Here is a 20,061-nt window from a genome sequence, read left to right on the forward strand (position 1 = left end):
TGACCATGACAAAAACACTAAAATGTATTTCGCCGGTAGATGGTTCTGTGTTTGCAGAACGTCCGGTGGCAAGCCAGAAAGAAGCAGAAGCCGTCATTGCCAGTGCCAAGACTGCGCAGAAAGAGTGGGCAGCACGCCCACTCGAAGAGCGCATCAAGTTGGTGATGGCTGGCGTTGCTAAGATTGGTGAACAGAACGACGAAATCGTTCCGGAACTTGCAAAAATGATGGGCCGTCCGGTTCGTTATGGTGGCGAGTTCGGCGGCTTTAACGAGCGCGCCTCATACATGGCAAAGATCGCGGAAGAAAGCCTGAAGCCGATCATCGCGGAAGAGAGCGACAACTTCGAACGCCGCATCGAGAAGGAGCCTCACGGCGTCATTCTTGTGATCGCACCATGGAACTACCCATACATGACCGCGATCAACACAGTGGCTCCAGCCCTGATCGCCGGTAATGCCGTGATCCTGAAGCATGCAACCCAAACCCTTCTGGTTGGCGAGCGCATGGCCAGTGCCTTTGCCGAGGCAGGTGTTCCAGCTGATGTGTTCCAGAACCTGTTCCTGGATCACGACACCACTTCTCACCTGATCGCAGGTCGCAATTTCGGCTTTGTGAACTTCACCGGCTCCGTCGGTGGTGGCCGCGCAATTGAGACCGCTGCAGCTGGTACTTTCACCGGTCTTGGCCTTGAGCTGGGCGGTAAAGATCCGGGCTATGTCATGGATGATGCAGATGTTGAGGCTGCGGCTGAAACTCTTATCGATGGCGCCATGTTCAATTCTGGCCAGTGCTGCTGTGGTATCGAGCGTATTTACGTGCACTCTTCCAAATACGATGCATTCGTGAAGAAGGCTGTTGAGATCGTTTCCGGTTACAAGCTTGGCAGTCCGCTGGATGAGGAAACCACCATTGGCCCAATGGCACATGTTCTGCTTTGCGGATGTCGTGCGCAAGCAGGTTGCAGATGCGGTTGAGCAGGGCGCGAAGCCAATGATCGACGCTGGCCTCTTCCCTGAAGATGATGGTGGTGCATACCTCGCTCCGCAGATCCTCGTGGACGTAAACCACGACATGGAAGTGATGCGCGAAGAGAGCTTTGGCCCAGTGGTCGGCATCATGAAAGTGGAAAGCGACGAAGAAGCGATCCGCCTGATGAACGACAGCCACTACGGTCTGACAGCCTCTCTTTGGACCCAAGACCCTGCACGGGCAGCGAAAATTGGTGGGCAGATTGAGACAGGCACTGTCTTCATGAACCGCGCTGACTATCTGGATCCAGCACTGTGCTGGACCGGCTGCAAAGACACTGGTCGCGGTGGTGCACTCTCAGAGATCGGTTATCAGAACCTGACCCGTCCAAAATCCTACCATCTCAAAAAGGCATAAGAACAATGACGTTGACTGCAAACTGGAGCTACCCAACAGCAATCCGCTTTGGTGCCGGACGCATTAAGGAACTCACTGAGGCTTGTGCAGCCGCAGGCATCAAAAAGCCTTTGCTTGTAACTGATAAGGGCCTTGCAAATCTGCCAGTTACCGCAAGCACTTTGGACGTGATGGAAGAGGCTGGCCTTGGCCGCGCCATGTTCAGCGAAGTTGACCCAAACCCGACTGAAATCAACCTGGAAGCAGGCGTTGCAGCCTTCAAGGCTGGTGGTCATGATGGCGTTATCGCGTTTGGTGGCGGCTCCGGTCTTGATCTGGGCAAGCTGATCGCATTCATGGCAGGTCAGACCCGTCCGGTGTGGGATTTTGAGGACATTGGCGATTGGTGGACCCGTGCGGATGCGGATGCGATCTATCCGAACATCGCGGTTCCAACAACGGCTGGTACCGGTTCTGAAGTTGGCCGCGCGAGCGTGATCACCAATTCTGAGAGCCACGTAAAGAAGATCATCTTCCATCCAAAGATCCTGCCAAGCGTTGTGATCTGTGATCCGGAGCTGACTGTTGGCATGCCGAAGATGATTACCGTTGGTACAGGCATCGATGCGTTTGTGCATTGTCTGGAAGCCTACAGCTCGCCGTTCTACCATCCGATGTCTCAAGGCATCGCACTGGAAGGCATGCGTCTTGTGAAAGAGAACCTGCCGAAAGTCGTTGAAAATCCTAATGATATCGAAGCACGCGGTCACATGATGAGTGCGGCGGCTATGGGGGCAGTGGCCTTCCAGAAAGGCCTAGGTGGCATTCACGCGCTGGCTCACCCGGTTGGTGCGGTTTACAACACTCACCATGGCCTGACCAATGCTGTGATCATGCCGACTGTATTGAAGTTCAACCGTGGCGCAATTGAAGAGCGCATCGAGAAGCTGGCGGCTTATCTCGATATCGAGGGCGGTTTCGACGGCTTCTTTGATTTTGTTATGAAAATGCGGGCGGACATGGGCGTTCCGGAGACCTTGAGCGAGCTGGGCGTTGGCACCGATAAGGTCGACGTGCTGGCGGAAGAAGCGATCAAGGACCCAAGTGCCGGTGGCAACCCTGTAGAGCTGACGCTGGAGGCCGCGAAAGCTCTGCTCATTGAGGCCATCGGAGAACAGGTTTCCGCCTGATTTCCTGTTGAGCACCAATTGATTAGCCCCGCAGAGTTACACGTTCTGCGGGGCTTTTTTACATCTCAAAGGCTGCGCTTACTCCGGTAGCTCGGTACAACGCATCAGGTAGTCATATGCATCCGGGCTCAACTCAGGGCCAAGAACCCGTTTCAAATCAGCATTGTAGTCGCCGAGCCATTTGATTTCAGCGCGGGTGAGATCAACCATGTTGAGCATCTGCGGCTCAATCGGGATGTAAGAAAGGTTGCGGAACGCGAGGAAACCATCGTCCTCCTCGACAATCTCAAAGAGGTTCTCAATCCGGATACCGTATTGATCTGCAACGTAATATCCCGGTTCAATGGACATCACCATACCAGCGACCAGATCCACCGGATTGTAAGGTTTACCGATGCGTTGTGGTTGCTCGTGGACGGAGAGGAAGTGACCGATGCCGTGGCCGGTGCCGTGATCATAGTCCAGACCCAATTCCCAGAGCGGGCGGCGGGCGAAACCATCGATGTGATGACCTTGTGTGCCTTTCGGAAATCGCAGAGATGCCAGCGCGACAAAGCCTTTGAAAACAGCGGTGTAGGCGCGTTTGAATTCCTCTGAAGTCTCAGTAAACGCGAAGGTACGCGTCGCGTCGGTGGTACCATCCTGATACTGACCGCCGGAATCCAACAGATAAGTGTTCTCTGGCAGGATTGCAGTGTTGGACGCTTCCGTGGCTGCGTAATGGCACATGGCGGCGTTGCCAGCGGCGGCTGAAATACTTCTAAAGCTCGGATATACAAAGTCTTTCTGGCGTTGGCGTTCCATCAGGATACGCTCTTCCGCTTCCAGTTCATGCACCGGATCACCCGCTTCAGCACGCTGCGGGACTTCCCGTTTCAGCCAGGCGGAGAACTCGGTCCACGCGATACCATCTCGTATATGGCAATCACGCAAGCCTTTGAGTTCGCTCTCATTTTTCTTCGCCTTGGTGAGCGTAATTGCTCCCGGTTTCATCACCGGAACACCGCCTGCAGCCTGAACGGCGAGGCGGGTGGCGACAGGGGAGAACATCGGATCGATGAGAACCTGCGTTCCTTTATCCGTCATTTTCTCCAGCGAACTGATGAAGCTGGATGGGTCTGCAGTTTCAACATTCTCCAGTTCATACTCGCTCAAGTCGTTGGAAAGCTTGCGGGAATCCACGAACCAGTTGGCGGAACCATCGTCCTTCAGCAGCAGGAAGGAATGGGGGATTGGGTTGAACTCAACATCATCACCGCGCACATTCAGAAGCCAGGCGATGTTGTCTGGTTGGGTTTCCACCAGCACTTTTGCGCCTGCATCTTTTAGTTGATCAGCGATCTCACGACATTTCTCCAGGCTTGTTTTTCCAGCATTTTCAAGGGAATACGGTGTGATTGGCGAGAGAGGCTTTTCCGGTTGATCAGCCCAGACTGCATCAATGATGTTGCTGGTGGTGGCAACCAGAGCTGCGCCTGCCTCATTGGCTCCACCCGCAAAGCGATCCCACCAGGCAGAGGGGATAAGCATGGGATCAACGCCGATTTGCTGACCGGCCTTCATATTGGCGGAAATCCAATTTTCCAGTGGTTCATCAAAGATATGCTGGTAGGAGAACAGATCACTACTGCATTGGTTGCGCACCTGAACGGTGTAGCGACCGTCAACGAACATAACTGCTTGATCTGCTGTGATAATTGCGAGGCCAGCAGAGCCTGTGAAGCCGGTTGCCCACGCCAGTCGCTCATCATGCGGGGCGCAATATTCCCCCTGATGCTCATCAAACCGGGGGATGATAACTCCGTCCAGCCCCTTGTTCTTCAACTCGGTGCGGATGAGGTTCAAGCGGTCTGTGGTTGTCTCAAACTTCTGATTTTCCAACATTTTCTGCTCGGCTATTTGATGGGATTTATCGCTGATAAAAGAGCTTCGGCATGATGACAAGCCACTCTACCCAGCTCGTCCATTGCCCTCAATCTGGGAATTTCACTCTGGCATCGGCCTGATGCATGGGGACATCTGGCATGGAACGCACAGCCCTTGGGTACATTGAGAGGGCTGGGCAGTTCGCCGGAGATTGACGGGCGAGTATGGCGTTTGTCGGGATCAAGAGAAGGAGCTGCTGCCAGAAGAGCCTTGGAGTAGGGGTGTCTTGGGGCGTTGAAGAGCTGTTCCGAGTCTCCGATCTCAACAATTGATCCCAGATAAATCACCGCAACTCTGTGGGATACATGGCGAACAAGTCTGAGGTCATGGGCCACGAACAGGATCGTCAGGCCCAGCTTTTCCTGCAGCTCCAGCAGCAGGTTCACCACCTGCGCCTGCACGGAAACATCCAGCGCTGACACCAGCTCATCTGCCACAAGCACCTCCGGCTCCACAGACAAAGCGCGTGCAATGGCAATTCGTTGGCGTTGTCCTCCTGAAAACTCGTGGGGGAGCTTATCCGCAGCATCTTGCGGCAGGCGGACCAGATCCAGCAGCTCGGCAATGCGGGTTTCGATCTGCTCAGGAGGGCGCATATTGTGAACGCGCAGGGCTTCGCTCAGCACTTGCCGCACTGTCATGCGAGGATTGAGGGAGGAGTAAGGGTCCTGAAACATCATCTGGACCTTGCGGTTATACTCCCGCAATGCACCGGCATCTTTGGCGGCAACCTCTTGCCCATCATAACGAATGGTGCCTTTGTCAGCCTCATAAAGACGGGCCAGACAGCGCGCTAAAGTGGACTTTCCACAGCCAGATTCTCCAACAATGCCAAGGGTTTCACCCCGTTTCACTTCAAGGCTGACCCCATTGAGGGCTTTGACGATGCGTTTTTCTTTGCGTTGAATTGCGTCGAAGAGGGTTCTTTTGAGCGGAAAGTGTAAATGCAGGCCCTCAACTTCCAGAACCGGAGCTTCATAGGTCATGCCAGCACCTCCTCACGAATGTTTGCCGTGAAATGACAGGCCGACGAAATTCCGTCCCCAAGAACCGCCAGTGGTGGTTTGGTACCAAGGCACACATCCTCCGCTTTCAGGCAGCGCGGTGCAAAGGCGCATCCTTTGGGCAGGGCATCCAGTGCCGGTGGTGTGCCGGGAACAGAGTACAATGGTGTGCGGGGAGGAATGTTTTCCGGTACCGATTTCAGTAAGCCGAGTGTGTAGGGGTGCTGAGGTCGTTTCAGCACATCGCGAACAGAGCCCGTTTCTACCAAGCGACCAGCGTACATCACTGCCACGCGATCACAGGTTTGCGCGACCACGCCTAGATCGTGGGTTACCAGTACAATCGCCATGTTGAGGTTTTTGGCCAGTGAGAGCAGCAACTGCAAGATCTGATCCTGAATGGTCACGTCCAGCGCCGTGGTCGGTTCGTCCGCCAGCAACAGCTCCGGGTTGGACGCCAACGCGATGGCGATCATCACCCGTTGGCGCATGCCGCCGGAAAACTGGTGCGGAAAGTCCTTGAGCCGGGACGCTGCACTTGGAATGCCGACCATGTCCAGCAGCTCAATGGCGCGGGCTGTGCGGGCACGGCGGTCCAGATCTGTGTGGGCCTTCAGGTTCTCCTCAATCTGCAAACCTACTGTGAGCAGCGGGTTGAGAGACGTCATGGGCTCCTGAAAGATCATGGAGATCTGACTGCCACGCACAGATTGCAGCTGCTTGTCCGTGCGGGCCAGAAGATCCTCACCCTTCCAGTAAACACTGCCCTCTACCGTCCCGTAGTCACGGGCAAGGCCGATGATAGAGCGCAGGGTGATGGACTTGCCGGAGCCGCTTTCTCCCACCAGACCAAGCACTTCACCAGCACGCACGTCAAAGGAGATACCATCAACGGCACGCAAAACGCGGCCTTTGCTGTGAAAGGTGGTGGTGAGATCGCGAACCTGTAACAGGCTCTCGTTTTGGTTGGTCATCACGATGCCCCCCGTGGTCTGAGAACATCAGCAAGGCTGTCTCCTACCAGAGAAAACCCGAGCCCTGTCAAAACAATCGCGATCCCCGGCATCAAGCTCATCCACCACGCGGTGGTGATGAAGTTGCGGCCTTCTGCGATCAGTACGCCCCATTCCGCTTGCGGTGGCTGTGCACCAAGGCCGAGATAGCCGAGAGAGGACCCGAGCAGGATGGCGAGCGCCATGTCAGTCATCCAATAGGTGATGAGCGGTGTGGTGGCATTGGGCAGCAGATGGCGGAAAATGATGCGGGTGGAGGAGTAGCCCATCACCTTTCCGGCGGAAGCGTAGTCGCTGGTCATCTGCGTCATGATTTCAGCGCGGGTGAGGCGGGCATAATAGACCCACTGTACCAGCGTCACCGCCACGTACATGTTGGTCAGTCCCGGTCCCAGAACCGCTACAACTGCAATGACCAGCACCAGAAACGGGAAAGTGATGGTCACATCAACCAAACGGCCAAACAGCACATCGGCAATGCCGCCGTGATAGGCGACCAGTGATCCGACGATCACGCCAATCACCATGGCAAAGAAGGTGGCGAAGAACGCGATCTGCATATCCACCTGATAGGCCCAGATGACGCGGGAAAGCGTGTCGCGGCCCAGATTGTCCGTACCAAACGGATGCGCCCAGCTTGGTGGTTGCTGAATGGCCATAAAGTCAAAGGCATTAGGATCATAAGGCGCAAACGCCCATGGGAACACAGCAAGCAGGATGGAAGAGGACAGAATGAAGAAGCCGAGCAGAAAGCCGGGGCGCAGCAGAGCCTTCACCCGAGGGTGGAGCTTTTTCTTCTGCGGTGTGGTGGCTTGAAGGGTATCGAGTTGGGTCATGACAGGCGCAACCTCGGATCAAGCCATGCCTGCACCATATCGGTGAACAGAAACACGAGAGAAACCATAACGGCGAAGGTGAGCGTGAGGCCCTGAATCAGCGGGTAATCGCGGGCGAAGATCGCCTCCAACATCAACCGGCCAAGACCGGGCACCGCAAAGACAGTTTCCGTCACCAACGTACCACTCATCAGGTTGCCGATGGAAAGGCCGAGCAAGGTGACGGTGGAAATGAGCGCGTTGCGCAGAACATGTCGGCCCAGAATGACACTTCGGGTGAGGCCCTTGGAGCGGGCAAACTGCACGTACTCCGCATCCAGCACCTCAATCACCGCTGAGCGCAGGTTCCGCATGATGATGGCAGAGGTGTAAAGGGCAACCGTCAGTGCGGGCAGCATCAGGTGGTGCAAGTGCTGCAGGAAGGTTGTGCCGTAACCACCAACCGGAAACAGGCGCAGGGACGCAGCCAGAAAGGTGAGCAGCAGCAGGCCAATGTAAAACACGGGCGTTGAAAGGCCCACCTGAAAGCCACTGCGGATGGCAATGTCGAGCATGCCGTTCTTATTGAGTGCAGCGACAAAGGCCAGCGGACCGGCAATGAGAATGGAAAGGCAAACCGCATAGATAGTGAGGAACGCGGTGACAGGAATGCGCTCCAGAATAACTTCCAGAACAGGGGCTTTGAGGAGAATGGATGTGCCCATATCTCCGGTCAAAGTGTTCTTTACAAAATAGAGGAACTGCATGGGCAGCGGTTCGTTTAACCCGAGTTTTTGGCGGATGAGTTCCAGCTGAGCTTCGGTGGCTTTGGCATCGGCCATGGCAATGGCCGGATCCCCTGGCAACATACGCACCAGCAGAAAGATAACGACCATCACAAGAAGAAAGGTCGGAATGATCTGCAACAGGCGTGACACCAGATAGGAAAGTGACGACATTCCTGATCCCTAGTAGAGGCTTAACAGTGAGAGCCGAAGCGCCGGAGTAACGGGATTGACGCTTCGGCTTTCCGGATTGCATGGGGCAGGTGGTCTGGTCCTGCCGTGTTTGAACAGACCAGCCCGCCCGGTTCAAATTGCACCCGGCCAACCTGTTGACGCAGGCCGGGTGCACCCAGAGGAGGAGTTATTTTGCAATCCACGCCGAGGAGAACTCGTTGTTCCCCAACGGTGTCTGGAGATAGCCGTTCACGTTGGCAGACAGCGCAACAGCAAATGGCGTTTCATAGAGGAACAGCAGCGGGGCAGCATCGCGGTAGATTTCCTGCATGCGCTTGTACTGCTCGCTGCGCTTTTCCGGATCGATCTCGGTGTTGGAGGCTTCGAACAGGGAGTTGAACTCCGCATTGTTCCAACCAGTACCAACAGCCTTGCGGGTTGGATAATAACCAAGCCAGCCAGCAACCTGTGCCGGATCGTTTACGTCGTTCACCCATCCGTAGGTGTGAACATCAAACTCGCCGGAGCGGTTCTTTGCGCCGCGGGTTGGGTTATCAACCTGCTCCACTTTCACGTTCACGCCAATGGCGCCCCACATCTGCTGAATGGCCGCAAACAGAGTTGCGTCATCAGAAGAGCCAGCAAGGGTGCTCAGAGTGATTTCAGCACCTTCCAGACCAGATGATTTTGCCAGTTCTTTCGCCTTAGCAGGGTCGTATGGATAGAGCGGACCGCCATCATGTGCCAACTGGGTTGTCGATGCCATCAGCGGGGATGTCATGGACTTGCCGGTGCCATGGGTGATCAGCTGAACCAGTGCGCCTTTGTTGGTTGCGTAGTTCAGCGCCTGACGCGCCTCTTTGGTGGCCATTGGGTTTGGTGAGCCATCAGCGCGGGTTTCACGGGCGTTGATCGGCGCGTAGATGATGCGGGTGGATGGGAACAGCTCCATGTTGATCGCAGGATCTGCTTCCAGCTCTGCCACGCGGGAGAATGGCACGAACTCAGCACCGTTCACTTCACCCGCCTGCAGTTTCAGGATGCGAGTCGCATCATCCGGGATGACCACAAAGCTGACTTCATCCAGATATGGCAGCGGCTTACCATCTTCGCCCTGACGCCAGTAATGCGGGTTGGCGGAAAACGTCATGGTGCTGCCGCGGGTACGGTCTTTCAGCGTGAACGGGCCGGAAACCGGTGTGCCAGGCGCGAAAAGGGCAGTCGCTTTTTCCTGATCGTTGGCACCTGGCGCAGCCTCAAACGCGGCCTTGGACACAATCGCGGTGTTGAAGGTTGCCAGAATGGAGATGATGGTCGGGTCTGGGTTCTTCATGGAAAGCGTGACACCATTCTTGGTCTCAGTGATGCTTTCAACAGAGCCCAGCAGGCCGGACCATGGACCGAAATCCGGATTAACGGCGCGTTCCAGTGAGAACTTCACGTCTGCCGCAGTAATCGGGGAACCATCGGAAAACTTGATGCCATCGCGCAGGGTGATGGAGATGGCTTTACCATCCGCAGAAACCTCGTAACCGGACGCCAGACCCGGAACAATGGTTTTGCCATCTGCCTTGGTGCGCAGAAGAGTGTCATAAAGGTTTGTGACCATCCAGATATCTGGGTTACGGTCGGCATACACCGGATCAACCAGATTGGAATCATCATAACGGGCAAAGGTGAGCGTGCCACCACGTTCTACGGCCTGAGCCGAATTGATGGCGAGCATCGACACGCCTGCAAGCGCGGCAATCAATAAAGTCTTCATGATAGTCCCCTCAATTGATACACGCCGGGCCTGCTTATTATTTTATGATGCATGGTGGCGTGCAGGTGGTGGCCTCTCCCAATAATTCCATTAGCCACCGGTGATATATCAGTATTATCTCTGATATATCTCTGTTTGCAAGAGGCAAAACTCATTAAAGAAAAATTTTCATGACAACAAATCTATGCAGAGAGATAGTTTAGAAGTGAAATATTGCTGAAATTACAGTTTCACTGAGAGAAACTTGCGCTGAATATTGCAGTAATTCTTGAGGTGCCTCCGAAATGCTCGGAGCCAAACAATTGATTTATTCTGGAATGAGCGTCTTAAAACGCAAAAACGCGGTGCAGGAATATTTTTCCAACACCGCGTGAAAAATGAACGCCATTCATTAAACAGAGGGAGATTTTCCCTCAGGCATCCTGTTTTGGCTCGGCCTTCTGAAAGGCTTCCAGCTGGTCAGCTTCCTTGACGATGGCATTGATGCGCGTCAGGTGAGAGCGGTCCACGCCCCAGCGATCCGCATTGTAGACCTGCGGGATGAGGCAGATATCAGCCAGCCCCACCTGATCTCCATGACAGAACTTGCCGCTCTGCCCATCGGCCAGCAGCTCTTCAAAGGCATTGAGGCCTTTGGCGATGAACTCACGCATCCAGTTGACTTTGACCTGATCGTCGCCGCCAGACAGTTCCACGATGCGCTGAACCACACCCAGATTACAGACCGGGTGGATGTCCATAGCAATGGCATGGGAAAGCGTGCGCACGCGGGCTCGTTCGCGGGCGGTGGCAGGCATCAGGGCTGGGGATGGGTGCAGCTCATCCAGATACTCTATAATGGCGAGAGACTGAGTCATCATATCGCCGTCCAGATCCAGTGACGGCACAAAGCCTTGCGGGTTGCGCTTGAGGTTGTGCGCGTCCTTCTGCTCGCCCTTGAGCAGATTGACGGTCACCATGTCATAGCTGAGGCCTTTCAGGTTCAGCGCAATACGCACCCGATAGCTCGCAGAAGAGCGCCAGTAATCATATAAAGTAATATTGCTCATCGTATTGGCGCCCCCTCCCAGAGCTCAATTCTCTATCTTACGCGGAACCCTTTGCGAGAACGGTCTCTCACGTTTCAAAGGTTCCGCTTCAGGACCCGTTGGCTGCCTCGGCGCTCATATCCCCAATGAGCGCTTCTGCGTTTTTCTGCACCTTTTCCATCAAGGTCAGAAGAACCGCCTGTTCTTCTGCGGAAAGGTTCTCAGTTAACGCAGCTTCCACATCTCGGACCAACGGAATGACATCATTGAAAACGGCCAGACCTTTTTCGGTCAGACGCAGCACGGACTTGCGGCGATCCTCTCCGTCAATATCGCGGCGCAGGAACTCCTTTTTGCGAAGGGCCTGAACAGCGCGGCTGACATTCACCTTGTCCATACTGGAGCGCTCAACAATCTCTGAAGCAGACAGCGCCTGATTGCGACCCAGGATCGCCATGGTGCGCCACTCAGATACGCTGAGGCCATACCGTTCCCGATAAACACTTGAGACAGCAGTACTAACGGCTGTGCCAAAAACACGGACCTTGTAGGGAAAGAACGACCCAAGCTGGAAGTCTTCCTTATCCATCGTGTTATTCGCAGTCACCATCATCACGTCTCGTTGGTTTAAAATGAAACTATTGCACATAGATACTTGCACAAATATCCTGATAGTATCAATTGCAACTATATGTCAAGACCATCAAACGGCTCACTGATATATATCCCAAAGTAGAATAATCAGCTATTTTTAGCCATTTTGCAGCATTTTAGCCCGCTTTCTTACGCTTAGGGAATTTGTTTTGGCGGAAAATGTTATTGACAAAGTTACAAGTGAAACTATTCTGAGATTAGATAAATTACAGATTGCCTGAGTCTGGGAGGACTTTGCTGCGATCTTCAATTGCCAAGGATGTGTTATGACGAGTTGGATCGAGAGTGCGAATGCAGCGCACTGCCATTTCCCAATCCAGAATCTTCCCTACGGTGTGTTTGCCAAAAACGGTGAAGAGCCACGGTGTGGTGTTGCGATCGGGGACATGGTTGTTGACATGGCTGTGCTGGAATCCGCCGGTCTTCTCAATGCAGGCGGTTCTGCCACTGTCTTCGACAAGCCAGCCCTCAATGACTTCATGGGCCTTGGCAAAGCGTCCTGGGACAGCGTGCGCGATCAGCTGACTGCGCTGCTTTCCAAAGATGGCAATGACGCTCTTTCCGGCAACGATATCCTGAAGGCAAAAGCGCTGGTGCCAATGAGTGCGGCGCAGATGTACCTGCCTTTCGCGGTTTCTGAATACACCGACTTTTACGCTGGCAAGCAGCATGCCATGAACATTGGTACCATCCTGCGCGGCGCTGAGAATGCACTACCACCAAACTGGTTGCATATCCCAATCGGATACAATGGCCGCGCCTCAACGGTCGTTGTATCCGGTACAGATATTAAGCGCCCACTGGGCCAGACCAAAGCACCAACCGCTCAGGTACCATCCTTCAAGGCTTGTGCGCGCCTCGACATTGAGCTGGAAATGGGCGCTGTTGTTGGCACACCAAGCACCATGGGTCAGCCGATCACCGTGCAGGAAGCCGATGACATGATCTTCGGTTACGTTCTGCTTAACGACTGGTCCGCCCGTGACATTCAGGGCTGGGAATATCAGCCACTTGGTCCGTTTCAGGCAAAAGCATTCGCGACTTCCATCAGCCCATGGGTTGTCACAAAAGCCGCGCTGGAATCCTTCCGCACCAGCACACCGGAGCGTGAAAAGGAACTTCTGCCTTACCTCAATGAGCCGGGTCCGATGATCTACGACATTGAGCTGCAGGCCTATATGCAGCCGGAAGGCGCTGACAAAGCGACTTTGCTCTGCCACACCAACTACAACCGCATGTACTACTCTGCGGCGCAGCAGCTGACCCACCATGCCATTGGCGGCTGTAAAATGAACACAGGCGACCTGCTCGGCTCTGGCACCATTTCCGGTGCAGACAAGGCTGAGTTTGGTTCCCTTATGGAACTCACATGGGGTGGCAAAGAGCCAATCACTCTGGACAGCGGTGAAAGCCGTACGTTCATCGAGGATGGTGACACCCTTACGCTGACAGGCTGGGCGCAGGGCGATGGTTTCCGCATCGGCTTCGGCGAATGCACCGGCAAAATTCTGCCAGCTCCAGATTTCAAAGCTTAATTTAGGATAGTGACGATGGCTAAAGCATTTGCATCCAGTGGCGACATGGAAGCCAAAAAGATCTCCTTCACCGAAGTTGGACGCGATCTGTACGCGTTCACCGCTGAAGGTGATCCAAACACCGGCGTTATCATTGGTGATGACAGCGTCATGGTGGTTGATGCGCAGGCAACCCCTGTCATGGCTCAACTCGTGGTTGATAAAATCCGCGAAGTCACTGACAAGCCAATCAAATACGTAACCCTGACCCACTACCACGCTGTGCGCGTGCTGGGCGCTTCCGGTTACGGCGCCTCTGAAATCATTGCCTCTGAAAAGTGTGAGGGCATGATTTACGAGCGCGGTCAGGAAGACTGGGACTCTGAGTACGGACGTTTCCCGCGCCTGTTCTCTGCAGCGGATTCCATTCCGGGGCTTACATGGCCAACCATGACCTTCAAAAATCGCATGACCATCAACATGGGCAAGCGCAAGGTTGAGCTGATGCATCTGGGGCGTGCCCACACCGCTGGCGACATCGTTGCATGGGTTCCAGATGAAGGCGTGATGTTCACCGGTGACATCGTTGAGTACCACTCCGCCTGTTACTGCGGAGACGGTCACTTCAAGGACTGGGGCAACACCCTCGACGCGATCAAAGCCTACAATCCAGATGCAATTGCACCAGGCCGTGGTGATGCGCTTGTGGGCAAAGAGATGGTCAACAAAGCCATTGAGAACACCCGTGACTTTGTTGAGAGCACCTATAAACCAGCCGCCCGCGTGGCAGTACGAGGCGGCACGCTGAAAGAAGCATGGGACGCAGTGCGCGCAGAATGCGATCCGAAATTCGCTGACTACGCAATCTACGAGCATTGTCTGCCATTCAATGTCGCACGCGCTTTTGACGAAGCCCGCGGCATTGAGACCCCCCGTATCTGGACAGCCGAACGCGACCGCGAAATGTGGGCGGCTTTGCAAGGATAAAGTGAGATGAGCTTGAGTGAAGGATTGGCAATATTAGCGTTTGTGAATGTTGTTGTATCAACGATCGTTTGGATGTTGCTGAACTCTTTACTCATGTCGAAGCTACACGAAGATTGGAAGACTTCTGATCGTTCAATCTTCCTATATCCAGCATTGTTAGCCAAATTTTACGGTCTATTCTTAGTTGGAAGGAGACATCGAGATTTACGTAAATACCTCGGAATTTCAATGATCTGGGGATTGGCATCAGTTGTCATTGTGGTGGTCATAATCATGCGTTCACCGGGTGAATGTTCCTACAATGGGGACTCTGAACTGGCCCGCAAAATTGAGGCATTCCGAACAATGGTCTCTGATAGCAAATGCGTTGATCTCTCAAAAAACTCCACAACACAGTCCAACTCCCCCTCAACTTTGAGGGAGCGTCGCTAAATAGCTGTTTCTAAGACGAAACTGGGAGGTTTTGACTTGAAAAAGATTTTCGAAGTTCCGCTATATCCATATGTCCGGTCACCGGATCAGGATGCGGAAAAGGCAGTGCGCCATAAGGTTGTTGTGGTGGGAGCGGGCCCGATTGGTCTGGCCGCAGCAATCGAACTGGCCATGCAGGACATTGAAGTTGTTGTTGTCGATGACAACGACAAAGTGAGCTGGGGTTCTCGCGCGGTTTGTTATGCAAAGCGCCCGCTGGAAATCCTCGACCGCATTGGCTGCGGTGATCAGTTTGTCGACAAAGGCGTTCAGTGGAACGTGGGCAAGGTGTTCTTCGATGAGCGTCAGGTCTATCAGTTCGACCTGTTGCCAGAAGACGGCCACAAGCGTCCTGCTTTCATCAACCTGCAACAGTATTACTTTGAAGAGTATCTGGTTGACCGGGTTAAAGAGCTTCAGGCACAGGGCAAGCCAATTGAAATCCGCGGCAACAATAAAGTTGTTTCCGTTGATCAGGGCAGTGACTTTGCAACTGTTGAGCTGGAAACACCGGAAGGCAACTACTCCGTTGAAGCGGACTGGGTGATCGCTTGTGACGGTGCAGCCTCTCCAATCCGTGCCATGATGGGTCTGGACTTTGTAGGCCGCATCTTTGAAGACAATTTCCTGATCGCCGATGTGGTTATGGAAGCAGACTTCCCGACAGAGCGCTGGTTCTGGTTTGATCCGCCATTCAACCGCGGTCAGTCCGCTCTTCTTCATAAGCAGCCAGACAATGTGTGGCGCATCGACCTTCAGCTGGGCTGGGATGTCGACAAGGAAGAAGAGAAGAAGCCAGAAAACGTTATTCCACGCCTGAAAGCTATGCTGGGTGAGGATGTAAACTTCGAGCTTGAGTGGGTTTCCATCTACACCTTCCAGTGCCGCCGTATGGAACAGTTCCGCAAAGGCCGCGTGATCTTTGCTGGCGATAGTGCCCACCAGGTGTCTCCGTTTGGTGCCCGTGGTGCAAACTCCGGCCTGCAGGACACAGACAACCTGATCTGGAAGCTGAAACTGGTAATGGACGGCACGGCCCCAATGAGCCTGCTGGACACCTATGATGAAGAGCGCATTTATGCAGCGGATGAGAACATTTTAAACTCTTCCCGCTCTACCGACTTCATCACACCAAAATCTGCGATCAGCCGCGTGTTCCGCGATGCTGTTCTGGATCTTTCCGAGGCTGCTGAATTTGCGCGTCCACTGGTGAACTCCGGTCGTCTGTCCGTACCGGCCACCTACGATGGATCTTCGCTGAACAGCGATGACTGTGCTGGCATGCCAGTGCGCTCCCGTCCGGGTTCTCCGGCAGCGGATGCACCAACGGCAAATGGCTGGTTGCTGGATCAGCTCGGCAACAAATTCCAGTTGCTGGCAATCAACGCGGATGTGCCGGACACTGTAGACGTTGGCGGCATCACCATCTCAGCGCTGCGTGTGAACGCGACAGATGAGATCAGGGATCGTTATCTGGGAGATAAGTCTTCCGCCGTTTATCTGATGCGCCCGGACCAGCACGTGGCTGCCCGTTGGGAAACCTATGACGGTGCAAACGTTGCGCAGGCTCTGAACCGCGCTATCGGCATTTTTGAGCAGGAGGCCGCACAATGAGCCATCTGAATACAAAAGCAAACATCGCCAAACCGGACGAGTTTTATCACGATCTTCTGGTTCTGCATGAAGGACGCTCTGAGAAGGAAAGCGAAGCGCTCAACGCCAAGCTGGTCCTCATCCTCGCCAATCACATTGGTGATGCAGATGTTCTTCGCGAAGCAATGGACCTGGCTGCCAACACACAGGGAGGAGGCGAGGCTTAATCGCCTCGGTTAGAGTCTTATGAAAATTGAGCAAATTCACCACGTTGCTTACCGCTGTAAAGACGCAAAAGAGACTGTTGAGTGGTACACCAAAAACCTCAACATGGACTTTGTGCTGGCGATTGCAGAGGACAAGGTTCCTTCCACGCACGAGCCTGATCCGTACATGCACCTGTTCCTTGATGCAGGTAACGGCAACGTGCTGGCGTTCTTTGAACTGCCAACCAAACCGGAAATGGGCCGCGACGAAAACACTCCAATCTGGGTGCAGCACATTGCATTCAAGGTGAAGGATCGCGAAACCCTGATCGCTTTCAAGGAAAAGCTGGAAGCAAACGGCATCGACGTGCTGGGCGTGACCGATCACTCCATCTTCCATTCCATCTACTTCTTCGATCCAAACGGACACCGCATCGAGCTGGCTTGTCCGGATCCAGCAGAAGAAGAGAAGCTGAAGCGTCTCGATGCTGTGAAGTGGGAAATGCTGGAAGAGTGGAGCCGCACCAAGAAAGCGCCAAAACACGCTGACTGGCTGCACGCAAAAGAACTCGGCAAAGTCTAGTTTTTAAAGACGACCTGCCAGAGGGGCGGGGACTGGGAGGTTCCCGTTCTTCATCTGACAAATTGATTTTATTGGCATCTTAAGGGAGGGAGCCATGGAATTCTTGAAGACGAAAGTTGCTCGCCGCACGCTGCTTGGCATGGCAACAGCTGCCATGTTGGCGCCAACTGCATTTGCAACTGCTGCATACGCTGAAACAAAGCTGGTTCTTTCCAGCTGGCTGCCACCACGCCACCCGATTGTGGTCAACGCAATCAAGCCGTGGGCGAAAGAAGTTAAAAAAGTTACTAATGGCCGCGTGTCCGTGCGCGTTCTGGCCAAGCCAGCCGGCGCACCACCAGCACACTTTGACATGGCTGCTGATGGTGTTGTCGACATCACCTACGGCCTGCACTCCTTCACCAAGGACAACCGCTTCCAGCGTTCCCGTATCGGTCAGTTCTCCTTCCTGGGTGATGACGCTGTTTCCGGTTCCAAAGCATTCTGGGATGTTTACGCAAACGATCTGGATGCACAGGCTGAGCACAAAGGCACCAAGGTTCTTGGTCTCTTCGTTCATGGCCCGGGCGTGTTCCATAACAACGTGCGCAAGCTGAACACACCAGCTGACATCGAAGGCCTGAAGATCCGTGTACCGGGCGGTTACATTGCTGATCTGGCAAGCGATCTGGGCGCGTCTCCGCTGTTCATGCCATCCGGCGAAGTGTACGAGACCTTGTCTCGCGGCATCATCGACGGCGTGACCTTCACCTATGAAGCTCTGACGGCGTTCAAACTGCTGGATCACGTGAAGTACTCCATGCGCGTTCCAGGCGGCATCTACAACACCACATGGTTCCTCGTCATGAACGAAGGCAAATGGGGTGAGATCTCCGCTGAAGATCAGGCCGCAATCATGGCGATCTCCGGCGATGCATTTGCTGAGCGCGTTGGTAAGGCATGGAACGGTGCTGACGAGAAAGCAATCGAGCGCATCAACAAAGCTGGCATCGAAATCTATGATGCATCTCCTGAAATGGTTGCGGCCATCAAGGAAAAAGCAGCTGCCTATGAGACCGAATGGGCAAAAGCAGTTGCAGAAGACGGCTTTGACGGCGCTGCTGCTCTCGACAAGTTCCGTAAATCTACAGGCGTAGAAAATTGATCGGGTCTAACAACAGGTCCGGGGGCGCATCGCGGGTGCGCTCCCTCGCCAACCTCATAGAGCTTGGCCTTGGAATATGTTGCGCGTTACTCCTCGCGGGTCTGACTGGCCTTACAGTCGTTGATGTGGTTGGCCGTTACTGGTTCAACGCCCCTGTTCGCGGTGCTTTCGAAATCACCCAGCTGATGCTTGGCGCTCTGGTTTTCGCAGCTCTGCCGCTGACAACCTCTCGTAAAGAACATGTTGAAGTGGACATGATCTACGGCATGGTTCCACCCGTCATGCAATCAGTGATGAAGGGCATAGCCTGGTCGGTTTCCACCGTCACTCTTGTGATCCTCTCCTGGCGACTGGCAGCTCACGCTGAACGCCTGATGGAAGATGGCGCTGTAACCAATGCTCTGGACATTCCATTGGCACCCCTTTCCTGGATCGCTGCTGTCTCTGCGCTGCTGAGCGCCTGTTACACCTTCGTATTCTTCAAAAAAGCATTCCGCAGAGGTTTTTAAAGTCATGTTTGAGTCCCTTCTCGGCTTTGCAGCTCTGCTCGTCCTCATTTTCCTGCGCGTGCCAATTGCGTTCGCCATGATCTTTGTCGGCGCCATCGGCTTTGCCTGGATGCGCGGGTGGTCCGCCACATGGTCCGTTGTCAGCACCGTTGGTTTTGAAACCAGCCTGTCTTACTCGCTTTCCGTTGTTCCGCTGTTCATCCTTATGGGTAACCTGCTCACCATTTCCGGTGTCAGTCACGGCCTTTATGCTGCTGCAAACCGCCTGCTGGGCGGCGCGCGCGGAGGCCTTGCGATGGCATCAGTTGTGGCGTGTGGTGGGTTTTCTGCGGTTTGTGGATCGTCTTTGGCAACAGCGGCCACCATGTCCAAAGTAGCCATGCCATCCATGCGCAAATACGGCTACGCGGACAGCCTTGCCTCCGGTTCCATCGCAGCAGGCGGCACCCTTGGCATTTTGATCCCGCCATCTGTGGTAATGATCATCTATGGCCTGCTGACAGAATCCGACATCGGCAAGCTGTTCATCGCGGGTGTTATTCCGGGCATTCTGGGACTCTTGCTCTATATCGGCGCCATCTACGTCGCCACGCTACTCAACCCGTCTCTCGCTCCCAAGGCTGAAGGTGTTGAACCGTTCAGCAAAAAGGAACAGCTTGGCGTCTTCGCCGTGCTTGGCCTGTTTGCTGTGATCATGGTGGGTATTTACGGTGGCTTCTTCACCCCGACTGAAGCAGCGGGCATCGGCGCTGGGACGTCCTTCCTGATCGCACTGCTCATGGGCGGCATGACCATAAAAAACCTCTACCACGCCATGCTGGAAAGCGCGCGCACCACGGCCATGATCTTCATGATCATTATCGGCGCGGAAGTGTTCTCCAACTTCGTCAACTTTGCAGGCCTGCCGGATACACTGGCAGAATGGGTGCTGGACCTTGAGCTGAACGCCTACATGGTGATCCTCGGTATTGTACTCATCTACATCGTGCTGGGCTGTGTGCTGGAAAGCCTCTCCATGATCCTTCTGACCGTGCCGGTGTTCTACCCGCTCATCCTTGAGCTGGACTTCGGCCACGAAATGCTGGCGGATCCGGAAGCTGTTCTGATCTGGTTTGCTGTGATCGTTGTGGTGGTGACGGAGATCAGTCTGATTTCACCTCCTGTCGGCCTCAACGTGTTCGTCCTGCGCAACGTGCTGCAGGATGTCAAGCTCTCCACCATCTTCAAGGGCGTGTTCCCGTTCTGGGTTTCCGACCTTGTCCGCCTCGCGCTGCTGATCGCGGTCCCCGGCTTCTCACTCTGGCTTGTTGGAGCCATGTAGATCTGAGGGAT

Annotated in this window: 17 protein-coding genes and 1 pseudogene; 10 read left to right on the forward strand and 8 right to left on the reverse strand. The window is 54.3% G+C overall.

Annotated elements, in window-relative coordinates:
* Positions 1 to 5 precede the first annotated feature (5 nt).
* Positions 6 to 1,389 (forward strand): annotated as a pseudogene (locus QT397_01465) (aldehyde dehydrogenase family protein).
* 5 nt (positions 1,390 to 1,394) lie between these two features.
* Complete coding sequence (locus tag QT397_01470) at positions 1,395 to 2,558, forward strand: iron-containing alcohol dehydrogenase (GenBank protein ID WNZ53703.1); 1,164 nt, start codon at positions 1,395 to 1,397, stop codon at positions 2,556 to 2,558.
* Positions 2,559 to 2,636: 78 nt separating this feature from the next.
* Here QT397_01470 and QT397_01475 read toward each other — a convergent pair whose 3' ends face one another.
* The 8 genes from QT397_01475 to QT397_01510 all read right to left on the reverse strand — a co-directional run bounded on the left by QT397_01475 (position 2,637) and on the right by QT397_01510 (position 11,717).
* Positions 2,637 to 4,502, reverse strand: coding sequence for an aminopeptidase P family protein (locus tag QT397_01475; GenBank protein WNZ53704.1), 1,866 nt, complete (start codon positions 4,500 to 4,502; stop codon positions 2,637 to 2,639).
* Entirely contained in the window at positions 4,454 to 5,470 is a 1,017-nt protein-coding gene (locus tag QT397_01480) for an ATP-binding cassette domain-containing protein (protein WNZ53705.1), read from the reverse strand. The genes QT397_01475 and QT397_01480 overlap by 49 nt, the downstream gene beginning before the upstream one ends.
* Positions 5,467 to 6,462 carry an ABC transporter ATP-binding protein gene (locus tag QT397_01485; GenBank protein WNZ53706.1) on the reverse strand — a complete coding sequence of 332 codons (996 nt, stop codon included), beginning with the start codon at positions 6,460 to 6,462 and terminating at the stop codon, positions 5,467 to 5,469. Before QT397_01485 ends, QT397_01480 begins: the two co-directional genes overlap by 4 nt.
* Positions 6,462 to 7,337, reverse strand: coding sequence for an ABC transporter permease (locus QT397_01490; GenBank protein ID WNZ53707.1), 876 nt, complete (start codon positions 7,335 to 7,337; stop codon positions 6,462 to 6,464). Before QT397_01490 ends, QT397_01485 begins: the two co-directional genes overlap by 1 nt.
* Positions 7,334 to 8,275, reverse strand: coding sequence for an ABC transporter permease (locus tag QT397_01495; protein ID WNZ53708.1), 942 nt, complete (start codon positions 8,273 to 8,275; stop codon positions 7,334 to 7,336). The genes QT397_01490 and QT397_01495 overlap by 4 nt, the downstream gene beginning before the upstream one ends.
* A gap of 187 nt (positions 8,276 to 8,462) precedes the next feature.
* The gene (locus tag QT397_01500; protein WNZ53709.1) at positions 8,463 to 10,040 is read right to left on the reverse strand and encodes an ABC transporter substrate-binding protein; all 1,578 of its coding nucleotides are present in this window, start codon (positions 10,038 to 10,040) and stop codon (positions 8,463 to 8,465) included.
* Between the two features lie 413 nt (positions 10,041 to 10,453).
* Positions 10,454 to 11,089: a maleylacetoacetate isomerase gene (gene maiA / locus QT397_01505; GenBank protein WNZ53710.1), complete on the reverse strand. Its 636-nt coding sequence runs from the start codon at positions 11,087 to 11,089 to the stop codon at positions 10,454 to 10,456.
* An 88-nt stretch (positions 11,090 to 11,177) separates the two neighbouring features.
* Positions 11,178 to 11,717, reverse strand: coding sequence for a MarR family transcriptional regulator (locus QT397_01510; GenBank protein ID WNZ53711.1), 540 nt, complete (start codon positions 11,715 to 11,717; stop codon positions 11,178 to 11,180).
* Between the two features lie 271 nt (positions 11,718 to 11,988).
* Between QT397_01510 and fahA the strand changes: the two genes are divergently transcribed.
* From fahA to QT397_01550, 8 genes are all read left to right on the forward strand, one after another.
* Entirely contained in the window at positions 11,989 to 13,257 is a 1,269-nt protein-coding gene (gene fahA, locus QT397_01515; GenBank protein WNZ53712.1) for a fumarylacetoacetase, read from the forward strand.
* A 15-nt stretch (positions 13,258 to 13,272) separates the two neighbouring features.
* On the forward strand, positions 13,273 to 14,223 hold the full coding sequence (locus tag QT397_01520; protein ID WNZ53713.1) for an MBL fold metallo-hydrolase: 951 nt from the start codon (positions 13,273 to 13,275) through the stop codon (positions 14,221 to 14,223).
* Positions 14,224 to 14,691: 468 nt separating this feature from the next.
* Positions 14,692 to 16,308 (forward strand): FAD-dependent oxidoreductase, encoded by a 1,617-nt coding sequence (locus QT397_01525; GenBank protein WNZ53714.1) that lies wholly within the window; start codon positions 14,692 to 14,694, stop codon positions 16,306 to 16,308.
* On the forward strand, positions 16,305 to 16,514 hold the full coding sequence (locus QT397_01530) for a DUF2783 domain-containing protein (protein WNZ53715.1): 210 nt from the start codon (positions 16,305 to 16,307) through the stop codon (positions 16,512 to 16,514). Before QT397_01525 ends, QT397_01530 begins: the two co-directional genes overlap by 4 nt.
* 19 nt (positions 16,515 to 16,533) lie before the next feature.
* Positions 16,534 to 17,076: a VOC family protein gene (locus QT397_01535; GenBank protein WNZ53716.1), complete on the forward strand. Its 543-nt coding sequence runs from the start codon at positions 16,534 to 16,536 to the stop codon at positions 17,074 to 17,076.
* A 94-nt stretch (positions 17,077 to 17,170) separates the two neighbouring features.
* On the forward strand, positions 17,171 to 18,220 hold the full coding sequence (locus QT397_01540) for a TRAP transporter substrate-binding protein (GenBank protein WNZ53717.1): 1,050 nt from the start codon (positions 17,171 to 17,173) through the stop codon (positions 18,218 to 18,220).
* Positions 18,217 to 18,729, forward strand: coding sequence for a TRAP transporter small permease (locus QT397_01545; protein WNZ53718.1), 513 nt, complete (start codon positions 18,217 to 18,219; stop codon positions 18,727 to 18,729). The genes QT397_01540 and QT397_01545 overlap by 4 nt, the downstream gene beginning before the upstream one ends.
* A 4-nt stretch (positions 18,730 to 18,733) precedes the next feature.
* Complete coding sequence (locus QT397_01550; GenBank protein ID WNZ53719.1) at positions 18,734 to 20,050, forward strand: TRAP transporter large permease; 1,317 nt, start codon at positions 18,734 to 18,736, stop codon at positions 20,048 to 20,050.
* Positions 20,051 to 20,061: the final 11 nt, after the last annotated feature.

This window comes from Microbulbifer sp. MKSA007 (assembly GCA_032615215.1).
In the GTDB taxonomy this organism is placed as follows: domain Bacteria; phylum Pseudomonadota; class Gammaproteobacteria; order Pseudomonadales; family Cellvibrionaceae; genus Microbulbifer.